Origin of the sequence: Idiomarina sp. 017G, assembly GCF_004362265.1 — a bacterium.
Lineage (GTDB): Bacteria > Pseudomonadota > Gammaproteobacteria > Enterobacterales > Alteromonadaceae > Idiomarina > Idiomarina loihiensis.
The window spans coordinates 136,126-159,482 of sequence record NZ_SNWT01000007.1 but is presented as its reverse complement, the minus strand read 5'-3'; the positions used below and the strand labels follow the sequence as shown (position 1 = coordinate 159,482).

31 protein-coding genes and 2 pseudogenes are annotated in these 23,357 nt (G+C 45.6%); 5 read left to right on the top strand and 28 right to left on the bottom strand.

What is annotated here, in order from left to right:
• Positions 1 to 497, bottom strand: a 497-nt coding sequence (locus DEU30_RS10400) for a transposase family protein (protein WP_147277859.1), incomplete at its 3' end; no start/stop codon positions are given.
• Between the two features lie 12 nt (positions 498 to 509).
• Positions 510 to 1,544, bottom strand: coding sequence for a permease (locus DEU30_RS10395; protein WP_023660029.1), 1,035 nt, complete (start codon positions 1,542 to 1,544; stop codon positions 510 to 512).
• A 111-nt stretch (positions 1,545 to 1,655) separates the two neighbouring features.
• On the opposite strand from DEU30_RS10395, the gene DEU30_RS10390 reads away from it, so the two are divergent.
• Positions 1,656 to 1,970: a helix-turn-helix domain-containing protein gene (locus DEU30_RS10390; protein ID WP_114982081.1), complete on the top strand. Its 315-nt coding sequence runs from the start codon at positions 1,656 to 1,658 to the stop codon at positions 1,968 to 1,970.
• 176 nt (positions 1,971 to 2,146) lie between these two features.
• Positions 2,147 to 3,298: pseudogene (locus tag DEU30_RS10385) on the top strand (Tn3 family transposase); the annotation flags it as partial.
• An 88-nt stretch (positions 3,299 to 3,386) separates the two neighbouring features.
• Here the strand turns inward: DEU30_RS10385 and DEU30_RS10380 are convergent.
• A complete protein-coding gene (locus DEU30_RS10380; protein ID WP_114982082.1) occupies positions 3,387 to 3,809 on the bottom strand; it encodes a DUF3617 family protein in 423 nt (140 codons plus the stop codon).
• A gap of 207 nt (positions 3,810 to 4,016) precedes the next feature.
• On the opposite strand from DEU30_RS10380, the gene DEU30_RS10375 reads away from it, so the two are divergent.
• Positions 4,017 to 4,748, top strand: a complete 732-nt coding sequence (locus DEU30_RS10375; RefSeq protein WP_011233568.1) for a FadR/GntR family transcriptional regulator — start codon at positions 4,017 to 4,019, stop codon at positions 4,746 to 4,748.
• Positions 4,749 to 4,912: 164 nt separating this feature from the next.
• Here DEU30_RS10375 and DEU30_RS10370 read toward each other — a convergent pair whose 3' ends face one another.
• The 14 genes from DEU30_RS10370 to DEU30_RS10305 form a co-directional block, all read right to left on the bottom strand.
• The gene (locus DEU30_RS10370) at positions 4,913 to 5,323 is read right to left on the bottom strand and encodes an NUDIX hydrolase (protein WP_011233567.1); all 411 of its coding nucleotides are present in this window, start codon (positions 5,321 to 5,323) and stop codon (positions 4,913 to 4,915) included.
• Positions 5,324 to 5,361: 38 nt separating this feature from the next.
• On the bottom strand, positions 5,362 to 5,766 hold the full coding sequence (locus DEU30_RS10365) for a hypothetical protein (RefSeq protein ID WP_114982083.1): 405 nt from the start codon (positions 5,764 to 5,766) through the stop codon (positions 5,362 to 5,364).
• A gap of 171 nt (positions 5,767 to 5,937) precedes the next feature.
• On the bottom strand, positions 5,938 to 6,783 hold the full coding sequence (locus tag DEU30_RS10360) for a metallophosphoesterase (RefSeq protein WP_227016361.1): 846 nt from the start codon (positions 6,781 to 6,783) through the stop codon (positions 5,938 to 5,940).
• Between the two features lie 173 nt (positions 6,784 to 6,956).
• A complete protein-coding gene (locus DEU30_RS10355; RefSeq protein WP_034818828.1) occupies positions 6,957 to 7,583 on the bottom strand; it encodes an FMN-binding negative transcriptional regulator in 627 nt (208 codons plus the stop codon).
• Between the two features lie 20 nt (positions 7,584 to 7,603).
• Positions 7,604 to 7,906, bottom strand: coding sequence for a DNA-binding transcriptional regulator (locus tag DEU30_RS10350; protein WP_011233564.1), 303 nt, complete (start codon positions 7,904 to 7,906; stop codon positions 7,604 to 7,606).
• A complete protein-coding gene (locus DEU30_RS10345) occupies positions 7,903 to 8,304 on the bottom strand; it encodes a type II toxin-antitoxin system RelE/ParE family toxin (protein WP_114982085.1) in 402 nt (133 codons plus the stop codon). The genes DEU30_RS10350 and DEU30_RS10345 overlap by 4 nt, the downstream gene beginning before the upstream one ends.
• A 160-nt stretch (positions 8,305 to 8,464) precedes the next feature.
• Complete coding sequence (locus tag DEU30_RS10340) at positions 8,465 to 9,514, bottom strand: biotin/lipoate A/B protein ligase family protein (protein ID WP_110014199.1); 1,050 nt, start codon at positions 9,512 to 9,514, stop codon at positions 8,465 to 8,467.
• 77 nt (positions 9,515 to 9,591) lie between these two features.
• Positions 9,592 to 10,260, bottom strand: coding sequence for a YoaK family protein (locus tag DEU30_RS10335; protein WP_114982086.1), 669 nt, complete (start codon positions 10,258 to 10,260; stop codon positions 9,592 to 9,594).
• Positions 10,261 to 10,503: 243 nt separating this feature from the next.
• Positions 10,504 to 11,865 (bottom strand): amidohydrolase family protein, encoded by a 1,362-nt coding sequence (locus DEU30_RS10330; protein WP_034818836.1) that lies wholly within the window; start codon positions 11,863 to 11,865, stop codon positions 10,504 to 10,506.
• Positions 11,866 to 11,877: 12 nt separating this feature from the next.
• Positions 11,878 to 12,600 (bottom strand): LytTR family DNA-binding domain-containing protein, encoded by a 723-nt coding sequence (locus DEU30_RS10325; protein WP_034818838.1) that lies wholly within the window; start codon positions 12,598 to 12,600, stop codon positions 11,878 to 11,880.
• Positions 12,564 to 13,568 (bottom strand): histidine kinase, encoded by a 1,005-nt coding sequence (locus DEU30_RS10320; RefSeq protein ID WP_114982088.1) that lies wholly within the window; start codon positions 13,566 to 13,568, stop codon positions 12,564 to 12,566. Before DEU30_RS10320 ends, DEU30_RS10325 begins: the two co-directional genes overlap by 37 nt.
• 144 nt (positions 13,569 to 13,712) lie before the next feature.
• Positions 13,713 to 14,153 carry a hypothetical protein gene (locus tag DEU30_RS10315; protein ID WP_114982089.1) on the bottom strand — a complete coding sequence of 147 codons (441 nt, stop codon included), beginning with the start codon at positions 14,151 to 14,153 and terminating at the stop codon, positions 13,713 to 13,715.
• A gap of 1 nt (position 14,154) precedes the next feature.
• Positions 14,155 to 15,054 (bottom strand): lipid kinase, encoded by a 900-nt coding sequence (locus DEU30_RS10310; RefSeq protein WP_114982090.1) that lies wholly within the window; start codon positions 15,052 to 15,054, stop codon positions 14,155 to 14,157.
• A gap of 78 nt (positions 15,055 to 15,132) precedes the next feature.
• Entirely contained in the window at positions 15,133 to 16,245 is a 1,113-nt protein-coding gene (locus DEU30_RS10305; RefSeq protein WP_114982091.1) for a DUF4241 domain-containing protein, read from the bottom strand.
• 117 nt (positions 16,246 to 16,362) lie between these two features.
• Between DEU30_RS10305 and DEU30_RS13690 the strand changes: the two genes are divergently transcribed.
• Positions 16,363 to 16,713 carry a hypothetical protein gene (locus DEU30_RS13690; RefSeq protein ID WP_227016362.1) on the top strand — a complete coding sequence of 117 codons (351 nt, stop codon included), beginning with the start codon at positions 16,363 to 16,365 and terminating at the stop codon, positions 16,711 to 16,713.
• Positions 16,692 to 17,321: a hypothetical protein gene (locus tag DEU30_RS10300; protein WP_227016363.1), complete on the top strand. Its 630-nt coding sequence runs from the start codon at positions 16,692 to 16,694 to the stop codon at positions 17,319 to 17,321. The genes DEU30_RS13690 and DEU30_RS10300 overlap by 22 nt, the downstream gene beginning before the upstream one ends.
• 83 nt (positions 17,322 to 17,404) lie before the next feature.
• Here the strand turns inward: DEU30_RS10300 and DEU30_RS10295 are convergent, their stop codons facing one another.
• The 11 genes and pseudogenes from DEU30_RS10295 to DEU30_RS10245 form a co-directional block, all read right to left on the bottom strand.
• Positions 17,405 to 17,959: a YaeQ family protein gene (locus DEU30_RS10295; protein WP_110014206.1), complete on the bottom strand. Its 555-nt coding sequence runs from the start codon at positions 17,957 to 17,959 to the stop codon at positions 17,405 to 17,407.
• A gap of 49 nt (positions 17,960 to 18,008) precedes the next feature.
• A complete protein-coding gene (locus DEU30_RS10290; protein ID WP_034818865.1) occupies positions 18,009 to 18,389 on the bottom strand; it encodes a hypothetical protein in 381 nt (126 codons plus the stop codon).
• A gap of 102 nt (positions 18,390 to 18,491) precedes the next feature.
• The gene (locus tag DEU30_RS10285; RefSeq protein ID WP_034818867.1) at positions 18,492 to 18,866 is read right to left on the bottom strand and encodes a hypothetical protein; all 375 of its coding nucleotides are present in this window, start codon (positions 18,864 to 18,866) and stop codon (positions 18,492 to 18,494) included.
• Between the two features lie 91 nt (positions 18,867 to 18,957).
• Positions 18,958 to 19,356 (bottom strand): hypothetical protein, encoded by a 399-nt coding sequence (locus DEU30_RS10280; RefSeq protein WP_034818869.1) that lies wholly within the window; start codon positions 19,354 to 19,356, stop codon positions 18,958 to 18,960.
• A gap of 109 nt (positions 19,357 to 19,465) precedes the next feature.
• Entirely contained in the window at positions 19,466 to 19,831 is a 366-nt protein-coding gene (locus DEU30_RS10275; RefSeq protein WP_034818871.1) for a hypothetical protein, read from the bottom strand.
• A 107-nt stretch (positions 19,832 to 19,938) separates the two neighbouring features.
• Positions 19,939 to 20,343 (bottom strand): DUF1801 domain-containing protein, encoded by a 405-nt coding sequence (locus DEU30_RS10270; protein WP_110014207.1) that lies wholly within the window; start codon positions 20,341 to 20,343, stop codon positions 19,939 to 19,941.
• Between the two features lie 67 nt (positions 20,344 to 20,410).
• Positions 20,411 to 20,614, bottom strand: coding sequence for a hypothetical protein (locus tag DEU30_RS10265; protein ID WP_227016364.1), 204 nt, complete (start codon positions 20,612 to 20,614; stop codon positions 20,411 to 20,413).
• 131 nt (positions 20,615 to 20,745) lie between these two features.
• A pseudogene (locus DEU30_RS10260) lies at positions 20,746 to 21,163 on the bottom strand (GFA family protein).
• Between the two features lie 49 nt (positions 21,164 to 21,212).
• Positions 21,213 to 21,644 (bottom strand): acetyltransferase, encoded by a 432-nt coding sequence (locus DEU30_RS10255; protein WP_034819122.1) that lies wholly within the window; start codon positions 21,642 to 21,644, stop codon positions 21,213 to 21,215.
• A gap of 90 nt (positions 21,645 to 21,734) precedes the next feature.
• Positions 21,735 to 22,487, bottom strand: coding sequence for an endonuclease/exonuclease/phosphatase family protein (locus DEU30_RS10250; RefSeq protein ID WP_110014208.1), 753 nt, complete (start codon positions 22,485 to 22,487; stop codon positions 21,735 to 21,737).
• Positions 22,488 to 22,589: 102 nt separating this feature from the next.
• Positions 22,590 to 23,240, bottom strand: a complete 651-nt coding sequence (locus DEU30_RS10245) for a hypothetical protein (RefSeq protein ID WP_051018717.1) — start codon at positions 23,238 to 23,240, stop codon at positions 22,590 to 22,592.
• Between the last annotated feature and the right edge of the window lie 117 nt (positions 23,241 to 23,357).

Below are 23,357 nucleotides of genomic sequence, written 5' to 3'. Positions count from 1 at the left end.
ATGTTGGTCAGAATGCAGCGGTAGCGCTTGTTCAGGTATAGCTCGTCAATGCCCAGGATGCGGGGCGTCTCGAAGCGGTGCCAGCGCCCCAGGAATTCGGCGCGGGCGTTGAAAATGTCGCGTACCGTCTTCTCGTCCAGGCCCGTGGTATCAGCCACGTAGGCGTAGGGGTGATTGAAGGCTTCCTTCTCCACGTACTCATGCAACCGCAGCGTCATGCGGAAGCCGTCCACCATCTCCGGTAGCTGGGGCCTGAAGGTGGTCTTGCAGGCCCGGCAGGTGTACCGGCGACGAACTACCCAGAGGGTGACCCGCTTGCCGTGGATGGGCAGGTCACGATAGGGAACATCACGCTTGCCGAACCGCACGAACTCACCCTGCACGCCGCACCCCTCGCAGGCTACTGGTGTAGGTGCTTCAAGCCGAAAATGTATGTCTTCATTCTGCTCATCAGAATCCACCAACTGGTACCCAGGAAGGCTTAACGAATTAATCATCTCCCGCCTTGATCAGAAAAACAGGTAGGTGGCGTAACCGGCAATCATCGCCATAGCAAAAATGACTGCTAAAAACGCCGCTAAAAGCTTCAGCGTGAACAAAGAGCGCAACAGAATGAGCTCAGTCAGGCTGGCTCCGGCACTGCCGATGATCAACGCTAGCACCGTCCCGGCACCCACGCCTTTGGCCATCAGAGCCGCTGCCAGAGGTATGACGGCTTCAGCGCGAATATACAACGGCACGCCGATGACAGCGGCAACTGGAATGGCAAAGGGATTATCTGGGCCTGCATACTGCTCCAATAAGTCAGTGGGCATGAAACCATAGATCACGCTGCCAATCGCAATACCGATGAGCAGGTAAGGCAACACATCGATAAAGTCCGACCAAGCTTCCCGCCACACACCACTGTACTTCCCTTCTTTCTTAACCGTGACAGTGGGTTGACTGTCACAGCATTCGCTAGACGTAGAGACTGTTGTCTTCCTATCAGCCCCGCAAGAAGCCGTCTTCGGAGTGGTGTCGCAGCTGTTGGTGCCGCAACTCGATGCGGTCGATGTAGCACTGCACGGGCTTGCTGATGAACTACATCCACTGCTCTCTTGTGTCGCCGTCCGGCGCACATAACGCTCGAAGCCAAGCGTGTGAAGCAGCCATCCGGCACCTACCGCGACCACCAAAGCGGCGAGCACATAGATAGCAGTAAGTGTCCATCCAAACGTGGCAACCAGCAGGCCGACGACGATAGGATTCAGCAACGGAGATGAGAAAAGAAACACCATCATCGGCCCAAAACCGGCCCGTGCCCGAATCAACCCTTTCAACATGGGGATAGTCGAGCAACTACAGAAGGGCGTTATAGCTCCTAAACCAGCAGCAAGAAAATAGCCTCGCTTCCCACTGGAAGTCAGTAACGCTTCCACCTTGGATGGTGGGATGTGACGTTGAAGAACTCCGACCAGCAAGCTAATGCCAATGAATAAAACCGATAGCTCGATAGCGAGAAAGGCGAACATGCCTAGAGCGTCTTGGAGTTGAGGTGACATTCAATATTACTCCTATATTTCTAGTTTTATCGAAATGATGTACGCAGCCTACTTGCGTTTATCCGACCTGTCAACTATAATTCTAGAAACATCGAATTATTGGGGCGTGCTATGGATCGCGAAAAGGTTGCAGCCAGCTTAGCTGAGCTAGGGAATAGTCACCGACTGTCCGTGTTCCGCTTTCTGGTCAAAGCTGGCCATGATGGGGCTTCGGTCGGAGATATCCAGAAGGGGCTGGGTATTCCTGCTTCGACGCTATCACATCACCTTGCGCGCATGGCCAAGGTAGGGCTGATCCGGCAGGAGAAACATAGCCGCACGATTGTCTGTATACCCGAGTATGGGCACCTAGAGAATTTGATCGGTTTCTTACAAGAGGAATGTTGTGCAGGTGTCCGGATTGCGCATGAACCAGAACCGCTTTGACGCTTGCCCAGCTCTCGCTGTCCTCCCTAGTCAGCATCGCTATGAAGACTCAGGCGAAGGTGGAAACAGAAAATTGGCAGTAGAGTAGGCTGAAGAGGATCAATCAGATAATCCGCTGAGAAAGATTTTCTTCTTTACATCTTTGGCATTTTATCAACCAGAAATTCCGGATACCCGATTTATTGGCTATTCTAATTGCGAATGCGACACATCGCGGCGTATATGGGATGGCACAAATATCTGATCGCAGTTATGAGCATCTAAGCACTATACAAGCTAATTATATTAGGCCTGAAACCTTGCAAGAGGCTAGTGATATCATCAATAACGCAGTAGCGGCACTCCCTATTTTCCGCCACTATCACATCCAAGAAGACGTCCTGCACGCCAGTACCGATGGGCAAAAATTTGAAACTCACCTTGAGACTTTTAAAACTCGCTACTCCTCGAAATACTTCGGCACCAACAAAGGTATTACGGCCATGACGTTAGTTGCCAATCATAGTGCGTTAAATGCCCGTATCATAGGATCTAATGAGCATGAGTCCCATTATATTTACGACTTACTACAATCTAATACTAGTGATCTTAAGCCAGATGTCCTCTCAACCGACACCCATGGTGTTAATCATGTTAATTATGCCTTATTGGATTTATGCGGTTATAGTTTTGCGCCTAGGTATGCTCAGTTCACCAGTGTGATCAATGACCTATTTAACGTAACTGAAAGCGACGACGGAAACACGCATCTGGCGCTGAAAAAGCCGATAAAAATGAATGTGATTGAAGAAGGCTGGCAGGATATTCAGCGTATTGTGTTATCCCTTCAAGAAAAACGCACAACACAGGCATTGCTAGTACGCAAATTATCTGGTTATCCATCTAGACACCCTATATTACAAGCATTAACGGAATATAATAGGCTCATCAAAGCCCAATATTTACTTGATTATATTGATGATGCAAGTCTGCGCCAATATGTTCAACGAGCACTGAACCGAGGCGAAGCCTGGCATTTCCTCAGGCGAGCTATTGCATCGGTCAATCGTGACCAGTTCCGTGGAAAAAACGAATCAGAAATAGTCGTCTGGAACGAGTGTGCCCGTTTGACGGCAAATGCTATTATCTACTTTAACTCGATGATCCTAAGTCATCTATTACTGCACTTTGAAGAAGTTGGTGACGAGGAAAAAGCAGCAATAACTCGACAAGTATCACCCGTTGCATGGCAGAACATTAATCTGAGCGGCACTTATCAGTTCGCTAGTAACCGCAAACTACCTGATTTACAGGAAATAACTAGGCCTATTGTTGAAAATGAAGTCTAAAATGAAAGGTAACCCAGCTCCACAAGCCATTAACTGCGAGGGTTGTGGCGATTTATGTTACTTTAGAGGGGAAAATCCCTAGAACCCCTTATTGCTTGCACTCCGACGATACCCAGGAAGCTTCTCGATAGGTGGTTACTGAGCTATCGTTAGTGGTTGTAACCTCACTGGAATAATGTTCGTTGCTGTGCACCGTAATCAATGCATCGACTTCCGTAGTGCGCCCACCGGCTTCGCACGACGCCGCAACTTCAATTTTATCTCCATCCCGGGAGATATCCATATCCTTACACCCGGTCTCATTCCAACGTTTGCGCATAGTAGCGACCATATCGCTACCTTCCTCAGCTGTGAGACACTCCTGCGAGCTTTGTTCTCGCGTAAGCTGCTTAGGAATACCCTCTCCTTCCATTGAAGACGTAATTTCCCATAACCCCGGTTTCAGGTCATTAGCCAAAACCGAGAATGAGCAGGCTAGAAGCAGCATGCCTGATAGTAAAATCCGTGACATAATTTTCTCCTTTAAGTGGGCGCGCACGCCCGTTAGTCATTTTTTGGATAAAGCTTAGAGTATTTAGACTAACTTGCATGCATCACACCAGCTTTAGGTACAAAAATTACATTTATTTACACTCACTATTTCATTCGGGTTACGCTTACAGAGAAAAAACGCTAATATGAACAAAATCGCATCATCACCACATGCAAGGGAAGACACATGAAAAGCGCAACCCGAAGCAGACCACAAAGTATCCACTCCTGGGTTGCTCAGGAACTGGGTTCTCGAATCGTGGGTGGCGTCTATTTGCCTGGTCAGTATATCCCGAATGAAAATGACATTGGTGCAGAGCTGGGTGTATCGCGCACAGCATTACGTGAAGCCTTTAAGCTGTTAACCGCTAAAGGGCTAATCGAATCCCGTCCGAAACTGGGCACGAGAGTCCGTCCGCGTAAAAACTGGAATATGTTTGACGCGGAAGTTTTGCGCTGGTGTTTTAGCAGCAACCCAGACACGAAGTTTTACATGTCGCTGTATGAAATGCGGGAAATTATTGAGCCTAATGCAGCCAGTCTGGCAGCTATGCACCGTACTGACGAGCAGTTAGCCGCATTAACTGAAGCTTACCAGGCAATGGAAGAGGCTCAAATTGGTACTGACGCTGTGTACAAAAGCGACTTAGAGTTTCACTTAGCTTTACTGGAAGCCACTAATAACGAATTTATGGCGTCGTTAGGTGTAACCATTGAAACTGCTCTGGAAAATTCATTTCGTTTAAGCAGTGCTATAGCGGAAGAATATGTCGATTCACTACCCGGTCATAAAGCAGTGTTCATGGCCATTAAAGAGCAGAGCCCGGTAGTCGCCCGTGAAGAAATGCAGACGCTTTTAGTCAACGCCAGACATGCTCTGGAGCACACACTGGCGGAACTGCACAAAACACCGGTTTAAGACAACGATAATCTGTTCAATTTTAATAACGCCATTTATTCACGCACATTTGCATTGGGCGTGCGTTACTCGTTTTAATTTAGATTACGGAATAAGTCAGACTACAACAAAAAAGCTACCAATTATTGGTAGCTTTTTTGCTCAACTGCATACAGCTTTTAAATTCAAAGCCAGTCGGTAAGAGTGTATCCCTCACGAATAAGCGTTTTTAATGGCGGAAATAACGGCTGCGGAAGCGTATTCCAGTCAAACCAGTCCCAACCCTCGCACTTATCAGGCTCCAGAGTTTTAGCTTCTCCGTTCAAAGGCTCCGCCAGCGCAAAAATGGTTACATAGTGCTTATTATCTGCCTGGAACACGTTGTTGGTGAAAGGCCCGTTCCGAACAGTTGTGAGTTCCAGCCCGGTTTCTTCCAGAACTTCACGTCGTGCACAGTCTTCAATCGACTCGCCAAATTCAAGATGTCCGCCTGGCGCAGACCAGGTACCAGCGCCGTGAGCGCCTTTCCTTTTACCCAGAAGTACACGACCATTTCGAATGATAAGAACACCCACTCCAACCTGCGGTGAAGACATAAATAAAACCTCCTTGTAGTTAATACGTTAGCTCGCCTTTATTCTTTCCAGAATAAATCAGCGGCGTCTTTCTCTCTTGCCATCGCCTGCATGTCCGGCATAACTTGCTTCCCCACAAATACGAATACATCCTCGTATACTGCGTTAACGACGTTCCAGCTCAATTCCGATTCGCCGGCCAAAGCATATGGATGAAAGCAAACCACTCTATCAGTAATTTTATTCGCAATTATTTCCAACCCGGCAAAATTACCGTTATCTTCACGGCGAGCAAAAACATAAACCTTTCCCGTGCCGGCTCCTCCTCCCCCAACACCTTCGGTAATAAATTCGTATTGAGAGTTTCTGTCCAACAGGATCCAGGGAGCAAAGTTATGCAGGTTTTGGCTCAAAAACCATCGCAAAGAGTTAGGTAGTTTTTCATCCATTTTGAAGTCTGTCATTACAATCCCTTGTGCGTTTAATGAGATAGTTGAAGTTGTTTATATTATCGATACTTCAGGCACTTTGGGGAAGGTTTGCTTTATCTTTACAACTTATCAGAAAGGCTAGTTGATGGGAAAAAATATAGAGAATAGCCTGCCGGAAACTATTCCGACAGGCTTTTTAAAACATTATTTATCAGGGAGTTCAAACCGATATTCATGCCGCGCCAGCGGTTTTTCAACGTCTACCTGGTAGGTTTCTACCAGTACCTGTCCGTCATCAAAAATACTGAACACACGAAACATCGGTGTGTGACGAGTTTCGTCCGGTATTTTTGTACGTTCCAGTGCAGGCATATGTAAATAATGAACACCATCAATCTGCTTAGAATGATTAACCCGTTCCATATCCATATGCAAATCGCCCGATATCACTGCTGCTAAATTCGGTTGCGCAACAATGCCTTTAAACCCTTCGTGCGTCACACCTTTATCTGCATTTTCAGGGTACACACCCGTTTGTGCACCGTGAACAACAAGCAGTACAGGTTTCGGAGCCAAACGCTCTATTTGCTCCTTCATCCAGGCAATGCCCTCGTCGCCAAAATCCCGACCGAAATCCGGAGAAGCGAACACCAAAGCAACAGAGTCGCGCTCCAGAACATAGCTTGGTTTCTCTATGGAAATTTTACCGTCATTCCACAAGTTCGCATATTTCAGGTAGCGCTCTACAGTAGAGCCATGCTCCTCGTTGCCCATAATAGGATAGAACGGCAGGCTCAGGCGCTGCAGTACCGGTGTCACGTTTTCGTATTGAATCACCGTGCCTTTATGCGCAATGTCACCTACCCCGACAACAAAATCCATAGTGCCGTCTTCCGCCAATTTGTTTACATCATCAACGGCCGCTGACACACCCGGGAATTCTGCTTTGGGTTTAGGCTCAGCATCACCCAGTACAGCAAACTTCAATACCAGACTGTCGTCAGAACGAGAAGCCTCAGCACCATTAGCAAAAACGCTGGTTAAGGTCATGCATACTAGCAAGGAAATAACAGATAAGACTCGGGTTACGGACATATAGCAACGCTCTGTGTTGGTGTTTAATCACGAGGCCGGATGCTATCGAATGAATGTGTCAATGGCATGACGATTTAATGACAGAGAGTACACTGATACCGCAGTCGAATCGCTAAAATCAGCTTTTACTAACTAACGAATTTAGACATCGCGCAGCTCTGCGGTTGATCACTGCCTTCAAGACCTGCTTTAACTCCTGCTTTATTTCGTTCCGGCAAGTTTTGGCTCGCTTTCAATTTACCGGTCAGGGTTTCAATTTCTATCTCTATACCAACAATAGCCTTAACTAAGCGGTCGGTGAAGTCCTCAGGGGCATCATTTACCTGCCAGGGCTCTTTCATTCCTGACTCGTGCTGATCTGTTAGTTTCATTAAATGCTGCTTTAGCCAAGTTGCATCTTCAACGATTCTCGCTTTACCTGCCGCATGCACAGCCAGATAATTCCAAGTTGGTACAACTCGCCCTGATTCTGCTTTAGAGGGATACCACGAAGGAGAAACGTAACCGTCCGGTCCCTGAAAAACGGCTAACACGCGACCACCATTTTTAAGGCGCTGCCATACCGAGTTATTACGTGCCACGTGACACTGAAGCGTTCCTAGAGATTCGCCTTCTTCGCGACTTAAATGAAAAGGAAGGTGGTTTGCCTCAATGCCATCTTCATCGGCAACAATTAATATGCCAAAACCGTAATCGCGAATATATTGGTGCAACTTTGCGTTGTCATCTTCCTCGAAATGCTTTGGTACGTACATTCTTAGGGTTCCAAATTAGTTTAAGCAATAACTTCTAAACCTTTTTTTTCAGCAATAGAAAGCATTTTAAGCGCCGCTCCGCGTGGCTTACTGTCGCCCTGCTCCCACTTCTTAACCAGTTTATCGCTGACATTCAAATATTGTGCGAATACGGGCTGTGATAACTTATATTTCAGTCTAAGAGCTCTAACCTGTTCAGCGGAAAATTCATGGACAGTGGTCAAGCATAACGCATCAAACTTGCGCATCGTTGTCTTATCTATTACACCCGAGTTTTTCAAACCCTTAGCCGTTTTATGAACAGACTTTAAAATATCACTCATAAATCACCTACCTCGATAAGCTCACCCTCTTTGACAAGCTTACCTAACCGCTTTTTATCAAAGCTGATAAACATTCTAGCTAGCTCTTTTAAAGCAACCTTCTCTTTAGAACTGATATTAGTCTTTTTATTTTTCGCAAACACATAAAGGAAAAAGTACTTTTTACCTATAACAGCACCAACAATTGTTCTATACCCGCCGCGTTTTTCTTTATTGCTATAGGCAATACGCTTTTTATAAACATTACCGCCTAAGTCTGCATCAATAAGACCTTTACTCATTTCCTTGCAAGCATTAATCAGATCTTCGTCAGACATTGCTTCTTTTTTCATTAAAGAAGCAAATTCCTTTGTCTTATAAATCAAAGTATACTCCGTTAGGGTATATTTTAAAAGCATGCAAATACTCTAAACTAAACATAGCGATCTAGACAGCATGGAGCGCGGACTTTTATGTCTGTGAAGAGAGTTTTTTTGTGTACGTATTGGCAAGGGTCAGCTCTGCAGCGTTAGTCAGGTTCTTAGCTGGACGGAAGGTAATCATAATAACTTCCCATGTTTAAGTTACCTTGTATAACCATTCTTCCGTCAAATATTTTGTTTCTACCAGAGCTCTTGCCGCGGATAATTCTTGCGGTAAATAGTCGTCGACCTGGGTTTGATAAGCCTGGGTAAACTGATTCATAAAAGCATCAATAATCGCGGTTCTGGTTAAGCCTGTCTGGCTACGCATAGGGTCAACTCGTTTATTGGCACTGGTAATGCCTTTATCCGAGAGTTTCTCACGGCCAGTACGTAATACCTGTAGCATTTTATTGGCGTCGATATCATAAGCGAGAGTCGCATGATGCACGACAACACCATTGGCAAAGCGTTTTTGTGCTGCTCCGCCTATTTTGCCTTGCGCAGAAGCTATATCATTTAGCGGTTTATAGTAGGCTTTGATACCAACCTCAGCTAACGCAGCCAAAACCCAGGCATCTAAAAATTCATAAGACTTTTCAATGCTCATGCCATCAACTAATGAGGTGGGTACCGTTAATGAATAAGTAATGCAATTACCGGGTTCCATGAACATAGCGCCACCACCTGTCGCCCGGCGCACAACTTGCACATTGGCCTCTTTCGCAGCGGCCATATCCACTTCATTTTTTACTGACTGAAAAGAACCAATCACCACCACAGAATCGTCCCAGTCCCAAAATCTTAATGTTGGGCCTCGTAAACCTTTGGCAACTGAATCGGCTATCACTTCGTCTAACGCGGCATGCTCTGCTGCGGGCAGTGTTACTGGTGGAATAAGAGTAAATTGATGATCTAACCAGCTGCTCGCCTTACCTAAGGCACGTCGTACAGCTGTAGCAACAGCTTCGGCGGAAAAACCAAACATCATTACGTCTTCATCAAGTGCTTCATCAATTGCGGCAGCGAGCGTTTTATGGCTTGATGTTTCGGGTAGTCCGGTTAAAGCCTCATTGATTAAGTTTAGCGCAGAGTCAGGTTCTAAGAAAAAGTCGCCTGAAATACTGACCTCACTCAGACAACCATCTTCTAAATTAACATCAGCAACGACTAACTTACCGCCTGGTACTTTATATTCTCCGTGCATGACTTCCCCTAATTAATTCATTTCAGAATATTAACCCACCCAAGCTCCAGCGGCACATAGCCACCTTTTAGGCGAGTTTATTTATGCTGGCCTGATTTTCTATAATGCACACGATACAAGAAAGCGAGCGCCAGACAAATAACGGCTGGTACTAACAACGCCTGGAACTGTAATAACATGAACAGATAGGCGCCGGATGTTCCTCCGGTAACAAAGCCGGCAATGATTAATCCAAACAATACCGCTTTTCTTTTATCGAAAGCTTTGCCGCGCATAACCGATCCAAACATAATGCCTAAGTCAGTAAAAATACCGGTGAGGTGCGTGGTCCGTACAATGGCACCGCTGTACGTCGTTGCCAGGGCATTCTGCATACCGCAGGCTAATGATGCGGTGAAATGACCGTAAAATGATCCTTCAGACAGTAAGTAAAACGAAGCAAATATCAGCAGTGATTCAGCTGCGAGAGCAATGTCGTAACGACGGCTTAACTTTAGCTGTGTGCCGTGCAATAGATATCCAGACAGACCGGCACCGACAAAAAACGAGAACAACACACCGGCCAAATGCAGCACCTCATCGAAAGAGCCCGACAGCATACTGGTACCAAACAAAGTGGCAGTACCTGAAACATGAGAAACCGCCTGGTGCTCAAAACCAAGCAAGCCAATAGCGTTTATGCAGCCAGCTATAAACGCCAGCACAAACGCCCCATACTCAATCCATTTAGGTAATTTAGATATCAATGCTGATTAATCCATAACGGCAAGCTATGCAAAGCGCGACTCGAAACGTACCCGCGTTTTAATCGAGTTGCGATACCGGGACTCCTTGCTGGAATCGCAAAACTGTCCCGTCAGCCAATGTATGTCGTATTGTTTTTGTTGTTGTGACAACGTCTTTCCCTGCCTAAACGGTAATTTTTTGCATCCGGTATCTTCTAATTCTGACCTTTTATGCACCGTTTTGCAGTACTTTTTTGCGCTCTCCTACACCTCAAACCCAAAAAACAACTTCATGTACTGAAAGAACCCTGGGTTGGCGTAATTCAGCATAGGTTCTCGACTCACTTTTCTGCCGTGTAGGTAAATGTCCTCCACCTCAGTTGAAAGGCTTAAGTCCTCAAAAATACGGCGGTCGTGCAGAGTGAAGTGCGCAGGACGACCTTCTTCAATTCCCCAGTCTACGCCGAGGAACTCGTAGGCCTTAAGGGTGGAGCCCAACACAATATCCCAGGGAGACATACTCATTTGCTGCAAAAAGTACATTTCTCGATGGAAGCCTACGCCCTGGAATACGGCGAAATTGCCACCGTCGGATCCAACCAGTATATTGACTCCAGCGGCATCTAAACGCTTAATCGCATCGTTCCGGTTTTCGAGAGCGCCATCTGCCTTTATCCCTGCAACCCAGTCAAAATACACTTTATTTTCTGCGGTTATCGGGTAGTCGCTCAACAGATCTTCCTCGACTAATGCGTCCGTCATTGGAACGGAAAGTACAGAGGCTGCAAGCTCATCGGAGCCTGAGTCGTGCAAATACAGTAGCTCGTTTATAACACTCACCGTAGGAATAATGACAGTACCCTGTTTTACCAATAGCTCGGGAATATCGTCAGGCATAGCGTGCCAGGGCAAATGGGTAACAGCATCAGCGCCTAATTCTGAGGCCTTGCGAATATCACTCCAGGAACCGATATGCACCACCGACTTAATATTTAGACGCCTTGCTTCGTTCAAAAAAGCCTTAAGCGTAGCCTTATCAATAGTGGGTTTACTGCCGGCATTATCAAATACAACTTTCACCACATTAGGCTTGGAGCCGCTTAAATCTCTCAGCTCTGCAACCGCCTCCTCTGGTGTGCTGATCAATCGCGTTTCACCAAAGTCACAGTGTCCGGTTGGCACGGTAAAGCAGGGACCTGCGGCAAACACGTAGGCTTCGTCGCGCTCCTCTGTAAATTGCTGATCTCGATACTCGAAAATATCATTCTCATCGCTATATAAATCGAGCCAGCCATGCACTCCGGCATACAACATGGCATTCGCGGTGCCGCGTATACCGATGTATTGATAGTCGCTACGATCCAGCGATGAATTGCCCATGCTGTGAGAGTGCATATCGATAAAGGCAGGCATTATCACTTGCCCTTTACCGTCACGCACATCGGCATGCGACAAGGGGACCGAGCTATCCACAATTTGTTTGAATTTACCGTCCGCAACTTCAATGTTAACGGGCGTTAACTCGCGTGTCTGAAAGTCTGGCAACAACACATTGTTTATCACAAAGTCGCTTGCTAAAGCCTGCGTGGTTATAAACAACGCGACGAATAACCCTAATTTTTTCATATTGTTCTCCGGTTATAAGTTAAGATATTTTCTTAGTGTTGCAGCGCCACGTCGGCTGGTCGTAATGGTGTCGTTTATGCCTTCAAAACGAAGTAAAAGCGCACCGTTTTGCCACTTTTCTATTTGATGAATATGTTGGATATTTACGATGCTGTTGCGGTGCACCCGCAAAAAGGAACTTGGCAACTGGCTCAACAGTGATTCCAGACTTGCATCCAAATGGTGTTCGCGCTCAAGGCATTGCGCTACTACCAGTCCCTGTGAGGCTTTCACAAATCGAATATCGGACGATTGCAGCATGCGTATTTTATCGCCGATTTTCGCAGTGAGCTGCACTGTAGCGGGTTCTGCAACCTGGGGCTGCGCTAATACTACGCGCTCTAAAGCATGACGCAGTCGCGGCAAATCAAAGGGTTTCAGTAGATAATCTAAGGCCTGTTTCTCAAATGCTTTCACGGCATACTGGCTGTAAGCCGTGGTAAATATCACATGGCACGGGTGCTTTATTGCTTCAAGCACGTCAAAGCCTGACAACTCACCCAGCTCAATATCTAACAGAACCAAATCTGGCTTAAGTGAATTAATGCCGTGTATTGCCTGAGGAGCATCAGCACATTCCGCAACAACTTCAACGCCTTCCATTTGCGAGAGCTGCGTATTTAACTTCGAGCGCGCGGGCGCTTCATCTTCGACAATAATTACACGCAGGCGTGAATGGGTAAGGTGATTTCGCACACCGCACCTCCATGCTCTGACGTATCGTTACAAAGCGACAGCTCACCACCTGCAATATCAACACGTTGTTTTACAATATTGAGACCCTTACCAGCTCTAGATTGCTCATCCAACGACTGCTCAGAAAAACCTTTACCGTTGTCTTTTACTTTGAATATCAACTTGCCCTGCTCCACTTGCACGCTAATGATCAACTCAATAGGTCGGCGCTTCACGTGTTTCATAACGTTCTCAATCAGCGGTTGCAGTAACAACGGCGGCACCTTCAATTGCCGCGTATCCACCGAAGACGCAATTTGCCAGCTAATGTTCAAATTGTCGGTGAACCTTGCCTTCTCAACCGTTAAATAGGTTTCACAAACAGCAAGCTCCTGCTCCAGCGGCACCCACTTGTTTTGCTGATCAACGGAGTAACGCAGTATGTCGGAAAGTTTATGCAATACATCGTCGGCTTTGTCAGGTGATGAGTGGATAAGCGCGGAAATGGTGTTCAACGAGTTGAACAGAAAGTGGGGATTTAAACGGCTGGTCAAATCAGCCAGCTGAGCTTCTTTACGCAACCGTTGCTCCTGAACAAAGCGCTGATATAAAAGGTACATGTGCGTCATCGAGAAGATGAACACACCCCACAGAAATGCCGACAGCCCCTGCTCCTTTATCGGAAACTGGTACTGCGGAAACGCCAGCGCATGCAGTCTGCCGACGATATTGGCGCCAGCAAACATCATCAGAACGTACAACACGCCCTGCGCCACCACATGTAAGCGGGCAACATGCTTGTTCTGTTGAGCCCAGTAGAACAACCAAAACGGGCCGAGGTAAAAAAAGGCCAGCCAAATTGGCAGGCTTATCGCAATAACGTGTAAGTTTTCACTATCAAACTCTAACCACTCTAGCCCTGCAGGTATTAAATAGAGAATAATCAGCAGTGCTGATATCGACAGTTTTTCTTTTTTATTGAAAGTCATACGTCAGTACCGTTAGGAAACTGACAGCTAAGCTAGCCCAGCCGCCCGGCAGATACAAACAAGGAATGCGTGAACGGTAGGAATTTAGGTTTGAGTGGTTCTGAATTGTAGGTTAGAGCATTCAATTGCCTGCCAGGTTACATACTAATCTTTTAACGCCTGAATTGATTTTTTGGTGTCACTAAGGTTCTCAGCCAACGCGTCGAGTAGCTCCTGATACTCCGCCGACTTTTCGCCCAGTTTGGTGCTATTTACCAAAGATGCCAGCTCTTCATCTTCCTGCAGGCACTTATCCAAAATAGCGGTTTTAGAATCCGCAGAGAAAAACTGAGTGAGTTCCCCTTCAATTATTTGCATCAGCTCTTTATCAGGGTCGGGTTTAGCCGGCAGCTCGCCGAGATCCTTAACGATATTTTCAAACGGCTCAATAAAGGAGGCTCTTTCACTGGCAATGCTATCAAGCTCGTTAGCAAGGTTATCATCTTCAACCACCTTCGCTATTTCACGGTAGTAATCCTTTGTCTCAATGACTAACTTCAGCATTTCCATGCTATCGGCCTGATTATCTGTGCGTAATATCGACATATTATTCCTTGTTTTTATTTGGCACTGGCATATCGCCAACAATAACTTCAATCGCCTTTGGGATCACTTCAAACTCAGCCGGAGTATCGGTTTTAAACTCGCCGTCGGCCTGAATCTGTTTGGGTCTGGAAGTTTTAATACTAATTTCCCGGGCTTTTTTACAGACCACGCGCTCTGCCTTTCCTAAATTACCGTGACGGAAATTTACCCCCAGCAATAGCAACCGCCACCACCGTATTGGCTTCAAACAAAATAAATTCAGTTGTCCATCCAGCAACGTGGAGTCATCATCGACAATATTCCCTCCACCATAAAAGCGACCATTACCCACCGCCAGGTGAATAGCTCTTACTGAGCCTTCCCAATCATCTGCTTTTATAGCGACTTTAAAACTTTTATTGCGTTTAACTACGCTGGTAAAAGCTCCCAGATAAGCAAACACACCGAAATATTTCTTCATTTCTGATGTCAGCTCGCGGGTTACCTCTACGCCTAAGCCAACATGAGCAACATTCACAAAGTAATTACCGTTCACCTTTGCCAGGTTTATGCGTTCCCGCTCGTCGTCAATGATAGCCTGTACGGCCGGGACAACGTCCTGTGGCAGCCCCAGCGACCGCGCAAAATCATTCGCCGTACCCATAGGTAAAATGGCTAAGGTTTGTTTGCTTTTATAAATTGACTCTAACGCAGAGCTGATAGTTCCATCGCCACCGGCAACAATAACTACACCATCTTGCTCACGGTAATTTTCGATGCAGGAAGCCATATGAGATGCACTCTCAGTAACGCAAACCTCTACCTCAATGCCGGAGTTTCTGAGCAAATCGATAGCTTCTGTTAGCACCTCAGAGTGACCATTCCGACTCTTAGGATTCACCACTAACAATGCATGTTGCAATGACTTACCTCTTCCTATTAAGCGCTGCTTCCAATATAAGCGGTTTGTTCAAAGGCTGCAAAGTACTGACAGAATATTTTAAATCGACTCATATGAGCCGTTTTCGGTTTCTTGCACAAGGATCATGAAATCAATGTACAGCGAGACCACTTCATCTTGCTCATTAACGCCCCAAAATGCGGGATAAGCGCCATCGCCGAAACCGCTGGTGCAAATAACGCAGTCATCTTGCCCGGTCATTGATAACAGCTCTGTTTTCCCCTCCAGGCTCCATTCGTTAAAGAGCTTTTCTTTTCTCAAATGGCTTAGTTCCACAAGGTTCGCAACATCGAATATAGCCAAGTTTCCAGCGTCGACACCATAAACTCCATTACCGCTCGGTGTATTCGCCGCGTACCATTTTACTGCCTGCTCGCTTTCACTTAGCTTTACCCGAATACCAGCGACTCGATCATGAGTGGTTACCGTTTCAACAAGATACTCGCCCGGCGTTACCCTCCGTTGCAGCGGTTCAAACCGGTAAATATCATAGCCAAAATCTAGAATCCCGAGAATACCTGAGCTAATTTGGAGCTTTCCAACCTCTTCCAGTTTTGTCTCTCCTTCATCTAAATGCGGGATTGTGACACGCCGGTTTTTCTGAAAAAGAGTCTGTTCATTAAGGTTTAAATTCTCTTGTTTATTCATAAGGGGAGCAGCGGAGCTCGACATAGCAAGAATATCAGCATGTTGTTCAGGGGCAATAACCGGGCTTTTGGGAGGATGAAAAAGAGTATGTATCCGCGTTATTTTCCAGTCTTTTTCTGCATCTAACTTGAGCTCGTAGGCATGATAATTTGAAGGCCTACCCTCATCTTGATGCAGCTCGGTAAGCAGTTGAGCCAAGTCGCCTTGAATATCACATTCAATGATTTTTTCGTTATTCGGGTCGTAGTCGGCGGGCCCAAACGAATTGTCAGACCCTGAACCACTGCCGGCAACAAAGTGAGCTTTATCGACAGCGGACATAAGATCACGCCAGTAGCCAAAATCAAACCCCTGATCGTTATTCTTTTCAGTCTCGCTTTTTGCCTCGGCTTGCAACCATTGTTCATACCAATGGGAAATAAACGACTTAACCCTCTCTTCAGGTAAATTCATTGGCTCGTCGTAACTACTCTGCTTGCCGACAACATTATTTGAATTTTGCATGTTTGATTTTGAACTCCAATTTCATCTGGCATCTTGTCTTAACGCTTTCTTAACTTTTACTTTCCACTACGCTATGTGAATATACATACTTACATTTTGTTTCGAAAGGATTTTGAAATGCCAACAAAACTTTTTGGTCTTATTTTAATGAGTACGGTTTTAATCGGTTGCAACGACTCCGATTCAGAAACCGAAGTTAAAGAGACTCAGGTTCAGAGCAATGAAAGCCCGACTGAACAGGCGAGTGCCGAGCCAGAAACCCGCACCATTAAAGTATCCGGCAAAGTTATATTTGAATTGGTTGCAACGACTCCGATTCAGAAACCGAAGTTAAAGAGACTCAAGTTCAGAGCAATGAAAGCGCTACTGAACAGCCTAGTAATGAACCTGAAACCCGCACCATTAAAGTATCCGGCAAGGTTATATTTGAAAAAGGAGTCGGCAACGTGGAAGTCTGCGCCGATTTAAAGAGAACCGGCAGTTGCAGCTCTAAAGACCCTGTTACCACAACCAATCCCGACGGTAGTTACGAGCTAAGCTGGGAGTCCGAAGCTCCTCACCTAGATTACAACTTAATCGCATCCTGGCCTAGAAAAGACCATTTACCTAAAATTACAGAAACAATGGCTCCGTATTGGGAAACCGTAGCCGTTGGAGCCCGCGACATCTACGACGGTGTTATCAACCCGCTGACCACAGCGGAACTTTCAGTAGAGCACGCGATGAGTATGCGAGATTACACCGATCAGGAACTGCAGGAAGGCCTCGACGAATTACGTGAAATTTATGCGGACATCTATGATTTGCCAGCTAACGAAGTTTATACCAAAGTAACTGAATCAGGCCGGTACGCGGACACAATGGCGATACAAAGCAGACTTGGCAGTCACACTATCGGTTTAGTCACTGACCCTTTAGCGCCAGCTCACGTAGCACGTAAGCTTAAAGACGAGATGCTGGATAAAGTCGACGCAGAAAACACCTCTGTTCAGCGGTACTTTATACGGAACTCCAAAGACATCAAAAAGCGAGTCCGCGAAACACTGATTGAACTTGGCTATCTGACTGAAAGTTAACGAAATGACGCTGCGCGGCTTTGGAGTGCATTCAAAGCCGCAACGAAGAACCACTGCACCACTTATTTGTAATGCCCATTAACCTACAGCGATGCCTCGGGCATTTCACCATGCCAACACTCAAGCGCAACAATCACCTGCTCATCACCATCACTGATATACAGCTGACCATCGCTTATCATTACGCCCCAGTGTGTTGAGCGATGTAATTTTTCAGCAATTTCCGCTAGCTCATTTTGCGGTAAAACAAACACATTCACGTTGGTTAAATGGGCAAACTTCGGTAGCACTTTTTCTCGCCACAAACGCGCATTGCCATACACAACTACAGACATCCTTGGTGCACGCCGACTGGCTTTGATAACCCGCGCAGCATCCGGTAGGCCAACATCAATCCAATGCTGAATTTCACCGGTGAGATCAATTTCCCAGAGTGCCGCTTCATCGGTATCGGATAACCCCCGGCCAAAGGCTAAATGCGGATGATAGAACATCGCATAAGCCAGTACTCGTGAGGCTAAACGCTGCTCTGTCTCGGATGGATGGCGTGCAACAGTAAATTTCACACTCTCGTAAACACCGCGATCAGTATCTGATATATCCAGTGAGATTTTATAAGGAGTTGCCTGTAATGCCATTTGGGTACCTAAGTGTTTCCATTTTCATGTTAATTATTTAAGCCATTGATTATAGGAGTATGAATGCCCATAAACTGCTTATGCTGAATACGATACCAACGGTTAAGCCAAACATAAGATACCAGTACGGTATAACCAATGCTTCTGTACCATTCTTCACTTCAGGTGACTTTGACACAAGATAAGAGCCGTACGCCCAGCCAAAAATATTATGCGCGACGTAAAGAGAAGGGATTAATATTTGGAGCTGTGAGAACTCTAGCGTAAAAACAGCAATAATAGAGGCAATAACCCATAAAAACTCAATAGTGGTTGTAAACGACTGTATTTTGTTTGTCCAGCAAACGCCTCTGGCTTTATATAAAACAACACCATCAACAATTACAGCCATTCCTACAAAGACGCTGACTAAAAAGTACAGCTCCATCATTTTTTAAACTCTCCTAACGCCCACCATGCCTGAGATCTTTAGCTGCTTGTTTATCGGTTCAAGAAAAGCGACAAGGTTGAAGCGAAGCCCTGCTTAGCCTTGTTATAAACTGACATTTTTACGCACATAGTTCCACGCACTAACGGCACACGCCGCACCGCATAGACCATAAAAACTAAGAAAAGCGGCTGATTGAAGGCCGAACGGTGTGCCAAACATTAACACTGGCGTGAGAGCACCCAATATAGCCCCAGAAACTAAATAAATCATAAAATAGGCATATTCTGAAAGCTGAGAATTCTGGCGAAGCTTAATTAATGGATACGCCAAAGCAAGGCACCAAAAAAGTGCGATAGGAAATGCCATTACACCAAATATTGTTGCTGCACCGCCAAACGCTGGCAGGCTAACTAAAATGAGTAGCATAGCCCCTACAAAAGCGGCTTGAATACTAGATATTATTACATGCTTCCACATTGCATTGCCTTTAGGTCATAGTTGGCCGACCATTCCGACAATATACGTTTGTGATAACCCTTCTTATGTGTGCTCATTGCTATACCACTTGTTAATTTTCAACTGCCGCTACTAACTTGCCGTCTATTGAAAGACTTCCGGCGCGAATTAAAATATCTCCAAACCAAACTGAACCATAAAATTTATTGTCCAGATACAATTCTTTGTTATAGCGACCAATAATTTCCAATTTGTGCTGATTTGATTGCGCGCCAAAAATAACAGTGTGCCGTAGTGGTGATGGTGACGTTTTACCTACCGTTGAAATTGGCAGCAACTCTTCACTGTATGGCTCTATGATTCTGATGGTTAGCCCGGGGTGATTCACATTGTATTCAACCCAGTCGCCCACTCTCTTGCCCGCATCTGCGCCTGTAAATCCAATCATGTTGGCGCAACCCGTTACAAAAAAAGCAATGCTTAAAATGCTCAATTTTAAAAACTTTTTCATAGAACCCTCTTAAAAACTAACGCCCCGCATAAACTGCGGCTAACACTTAGCTAAAATTAGCGAAGAATGAACACCAGCCAACTGTTAGGCCACCCTTTTGATGCGATTGTTATTTTCGCTTTTGTACAGTTTCGGCTCGCTCTTCAAATACAAAACCTAAAGTGTCAGCTATGGTGCCTACTGCAATTATCCCTTTAAGTGCCATTTCTTGATCGATACTGATATAGAGCTCCAGGTTATTTCCAAATGAACCTAGTCGATCATTGATTTCACCGTCATTAAAAACTCTAATAAATTTTCTACAGGGAGCAGATTTAAGGTTACTTGAATCCGTGCATTCTTGCGCATCTATCGCGAGCTTTTCGTAGCTATTAACTAATGCTTCAAGTTCTTCCTTGTTATCTATAGCATTTGCCATTGTGTTTAAGCTGAATGCAAAACAAGTTAAGGCAAATAATAAAGCTTTTGTTTTCAAACTGTTTCTCCAGAAATATAGCGGCCTACATAAACAACCGAGTGAAACGGGAACCGGGCAACCGAAGGGGGACGAATTTAATGGTTTTGTTGCGTATTTCCGTCATCTCAAGCTCCAAGCAGAGGACGGTGTTTCAAGCTATGGTACTTCAGCGCCATTTGAAGACAATGGCCTAGGGGCCCATCTTTGATATCGGCGTCCAGAGGTACAACGATCGCTCGTTTACCCTCATATTCAAACTCATCTCGATATATTTCCCTAAAGGTTTCGATCAATTTAGTCTGACAATGAAAATATACCTTTATAGAATCCGGACTCTTTGGCTTCCAATCCAAGCGAATCGCAGTGCCGCCTTTTACCAGGTAGCTGGCCTCGCCCCACTTAAGAGCTTCTTCAACTGTATCCAAATCGTTTTCTTCTGCGACGTCAAGAATGAGCTGACGAACGGCTATAAGCTGCTTCTTCGCCTTGTCAGGGTATGTCGAAAATTTATCCCTTATTTCAGGCTTCACGGAGCCTCCAGTTTCAATACACGTAACGCCGCGCACACGAGCGACTGGCCGCTAGTACAACACATTGTTAGGCAGTCTTACGACCTAGAATTGACCATTGCTGCCAAACACCTAAAGCAAAAAGCCCACCAATAGACAAACAAATACCTGAGCTAATTAACCAAAACGTTGGGCTATTTTCTGGGAACATTGGCATTAACCCTACAAAGAAAACACCACGCAGTAAGAATATTCCGGCAATAAGAATTAACGCTAACTTTGTAAAAGGCAAACGCTTAATGGCCCCCGCGCCCGATAAACCGTAAAACGCCTAAATTTAGCGCGGAAAGCCGCGCAGCGGGTTGATGTCGCAGCCAGCGCCTTTTGCCGGCGATAAGACTTGTTTGTTGGCACTCTTTGCTTCTACTTCTTAACTGCACGGCTTGGTTCATGCCCATTGTACCGAGGTAGTTCTGCATCAATATGCATCCCAGTTTGCGCTAGAAGATACAAAATTGTGCGATATCGGCCTCTCCACAATATCAGTATCTAAAATGCCTAACCGTAAGCGTAATAGTTCTGGTGATTCGTCGTTACTGCTAAAAATTGGCGATGCACAGACGCTACAGAAATGCCGTTTCTTGCCAGGAGCAATTTCATAATAATTAATTTGCTCCTCGCCAGTTTTAATTAGGAGACCCGCTTTAGCTACAAAACCATTTGTCGCGTATGCAGTGCCACTGCTTTTTCTACACATTGAGCAATGGCAGTAAATAATTGAATCAATACCACCATGTACTTCTATTGTTACAGCACCGCACAAACAGCTACCCTGATACATTTTATTTCCTTATGTTAAATAGCCGCGCGTGCCAGGCCTTGTTAAATTTTTATAGCGCCATATGCAACAGCGGATATGGCTTACCCTGGCCATCGACTGGTGACCGATCTCTCACTTTAAAGCCAATATGCTGATAAAAACCCACCGCCTGTTCATTCTGCTCGTTTACATCGACCTTAGATGCTCCCAGCTCTTCGATAGCATGGGCCGCCAACATGGCACCAATGCCTTTCCCTCGTGCATCAGGTGAGATGAACAACATCTCAATATTACCGTCATGTACTCCACTGAATCCCTGAATTTCACCGTTACCGCTTTTAGCGCACCTTAAATCAACTGCGCCAAAATACTGCTCCAGAATTAACGGCTTTAACTCCTGTAGATCATCTTCAGCCAGAAAATCATGCGTTGCCCTGACCGACGCTTCCCAGATTTCTATCAGCTTAAGGTAATCTGCTTTTTCTACGATCTCAATATTCATCACTAAACCCGATTGAAAATTTAACGCCCGGCTCACGCGCCGGTTTGGAGCCGCGCAGCGGCGGAAAATCGGTCGCTGTGCAGCCGATTGTTAACTGTTGATGTCCAACGTCAACGGGACGTGGTCACTTATTGAAATCCACTCGTCGTGCTGACCAACCTGCAAATTACATTCTTCGGAAAAGTCTGACGAGGTAAAAACATAATCAATGTGATACGCCTTCTCGCGGTTCCGTTGCAAGAAAAATGTTGGACTGCTTTCACTACCCTGCTCTTCCTCGAATACTCGATGATACTGGCTCTTGAAACCCATATCTCCGAGCTCAGCAACTACGTCTGAGTGATTCCACCAGCTATCCGGCTTATCCCAACGCACATTGCTATTAAAATCGCCGAGAATGACTGTCTTTGACCCGCTAAGATCGTCACGGTGAATCTGAAGGTACTTCCAGAATTTCCCCATGTAGCCAAAGGCTTCTTCGTTACGCCCCTTCGTCCAGACAGCCAGCACAGTGAAATCTCTGTTGACAGTAAAAGGGAGAAAAAGCCTGAGATCTTCCGTGCTCCAATTCAGCGTTTCACTTTTGCTGAACAGCCCAGGGACGGAAAAGCTGCCCCTCCAATCTAATTTTTCAACTCGATGACCGTTTCGGGGAAAAATTCCGATGCCACGATTTTTGGACTCACCCACCCACAAGTAAGAACCGGCCCACTCTCTATATTCGGGGGTCGATAGCGCAGGGTCTTCACACTCCTGAACCACCAAAACATCAGCTCGCAAGCTATCTGCTTCTGCAAGCTTTCGTCTGAGTGCTCCATTACAGTTCCAGGTTACAACTTTCATAGATAGAGACAGTTAACACCATAATGTGGGGTGCGCGTTTAGCGCATCCCACACAATTAACTTGTTAGGCATATTGTAACTTAGCAAATTAGGGGTTAAAAATTATTTTTCTGCTTCTGCGATAACTTCAAAGTTGTGAATATTGGGTAGAACACCGTTTTCCCAGCCTCCCACAACAAGGTCGTCAGCTTGAGCGTTGAGTGCGGCAGCAACTTTGCCGGCAAAATGAGCTTCTCTGCCACTTTCATCAGTAAAGGTATCAAAAATGCCAAACGTGTTATCGTTTAATTTAAGTGCTGTCCATAACAACGTCTTTGGCTCTGTTTGCTCGATAACAGAAGCTGCCCCTGTTAATAACTCCTCTAGTGCTTGCTCTTTGCCTGCTTGTGCGTTAAGCACAATATAAGTCGCTTGAGTTGCGCTTAGCGAATTTTCACTCGGTTCTTTGTATGATAAGACAGCAGAATCAGTGATATTAGCGACAACGCCTTTATCCCAGCCTTGGGCAACTAAGATGTCTGCATTCTCATTTAATGCAGCAGCCACTTGCCCAACGAAATGCTCTTCTCTACCGGCTGCATTTGGGAAAAAATCAAAAATACCAAAACTACCGTCTGTTTTTTTAAGTGCATACCAATATAAGGTATTAGGCTCAGTTTGAGTGACGAGCTTTGCGCCTTCAGTCAGAAAATTAGCTAGGTTTTTGTCCTGCTCAGATTTAGCTGTAAATGGAATATAAGTTGCTTCTTTCATGGTTGGCTCCTGGTGTAGTGTGTTTTGAGCATGTGATAGTGATGCATTGGTTAAAATAAAAAGCGATGTTGCTAAATAAACTGTCGCGCTACGCATTAGGTTCGGTACTTTCATCTT

Coding starts and splice junctions, on each gene's coding strand:
- DEU30_RS10395 (WP_023660029.1), bottom strand. CDS start 1,544: ATGTCACCTCAACTCCAAGACGCTCTAGGCATGTTCGCCTTTCTCGCT.
- DEU30_RS10390 (WP_114982081.1), top strand. CDS start 1,656: ATGGATCGCGAAAAGGTTGCAGCCAGCTTAGCTGAGCTAGGGAATAGT.
- DEU30_RS10380 (WP_114982082.1), bottom strand. CDS start 3,809: ATGTCACGGATTTTACTATCAGGCATGCTGCTTCTAGCCTGCTCATTC.
- DEU30_RS10375 (WP_011233568.1), top strand. CDS start 4,017: ATGAAAAGCGCAACCCGAAGCAGACCACAAAGTATCCACTCCTGGGTT.
- DEU30_RS10370 (WP_011233567.1), bottom strand. CDS start 5,323: ATGTCTTCACCGCAGGTTGGAGTGGGTGTTCTTATCATTCGAAATGGT.
- DEU30_RS10365 (WP_114982083.1), bottom strand. CDS start 5,766: ATGACAGACTTCAAAATGGATGAAAAACTACCTAACTCTTTGCGATGG.
- DEU30_RS10360 (WP_227016361.1), bottom strand. CDS start 6,783: ATGACCTTAACCAGCGTTTTTGCTAATGGTGCTGAGGCTTCTCGTTCT.
- DEU30_RS10355 (WP_034818828.1), bottom strand. CDS start 7,583: ATGTACGTACCAAAGCATTTCGAGGAAGATGACAACGCAAAGTTGCAC.
- DEU30_RS10350 (WP_011233564.1), bottom strand. CDS start 7,906: ATGAGTGATATTTTAAAGTCTGTTCATAAAACGGCTAAGGGTTTGAAA.
- DEU30_RS10345 (WP_114982085.1), bottom strand. CDS start 8,304: ATGCTTTTAAAATATACCCTAACGGAGTATACTTTGATTTATAAGACA.
- DEU30_RS10340 (WP_110014199.1), bottom strand. CDS start 9,514: ATGCACGGAGAATATAAAGTACCAGGCGGTAAGTTAGTCGTTGCTGAT.
- DEU30_RS10330 (WP_034818836.1), bottom strand. CDS start 11,865: ATGAAAAAATTAGGGTTATTCGTCGCGTTGTTTATAACCACGCAGGCT.
- DEU30_RS10320 (WP_114982088.1), bottom strand. CDS start 13,568: ATGACTTTCAATAAAAAAGAAAAACTGTCGATATCAGCACTGCTGATT.
- DEU30_RS10315 (WP_114982089.1), bottom strand. CDS start 14,153: ATGTCGATATTACGCACAGATAATCAGGCCGATAGCATGGAAATGCTG.
- DEU30_RS10305 (WP_114982091.1), bottom strand. CDS start 16,245: ATGCAAAATTCAAATAATGTTGTCGGCAAGCAGAGTAGTTACGACGAG.
- DEU30_RS13690 (WP_227016362.1), top strand. CDS start 16,363: ATGCCAACAAAACTTTTTGGTCTTATTTTAATGAGTACGGTTTTAATC.
- DEU30_RS10295 (WP_110014206.1), bottom strand. CDS start 17,959: ATGGCATTACAGGCAACTCCTTATAAAATCTCACTGGATATATCAGAT.
- DEU30_RS10290 (WP_034818865.1), bottom strand. CDS start 18,389: ATGATGGAGCTGTACTTTTTAGTCAGCGTCTTTGTAGGAATGGCTGTA.
- DEU30_RS10285 (WP_034818867.1), bottom strand. CDS start 18,866: ATGTGGAAGCATGTAATAATATCTAGTATTCAAGCCGCTTTTGTAGGG.
- DEU30_RS10280 (WP_034818869.1), bottom strand. CDS start 19,356: ATGAAAAAGTTTTTAAAATTGAGCATTTTAAGCATTGCTTTTTTTGTA.
- DEU30_RS10255 (WP_034819122.1), bottom strand. CDS start 21,644: ATGAATATTGAGATCGTAGAAAAAGCAGATTACCTTAAGCTGATAGAA.
- DEU30_RS10250 (WP_110014208.1), bottom strand. CDS start 22,487: ATGAAAGTTGTAACCTGGAACTGTAATGGAGCACTCAGACGAAAGCTT.
- DEU30_RS10245 (WP_051018717.1), bottom strand. CDS start 23,240: ATGAAAGAAGCAACTTATATTCCATTTACAGCTAAATCTGAGCAGGAC.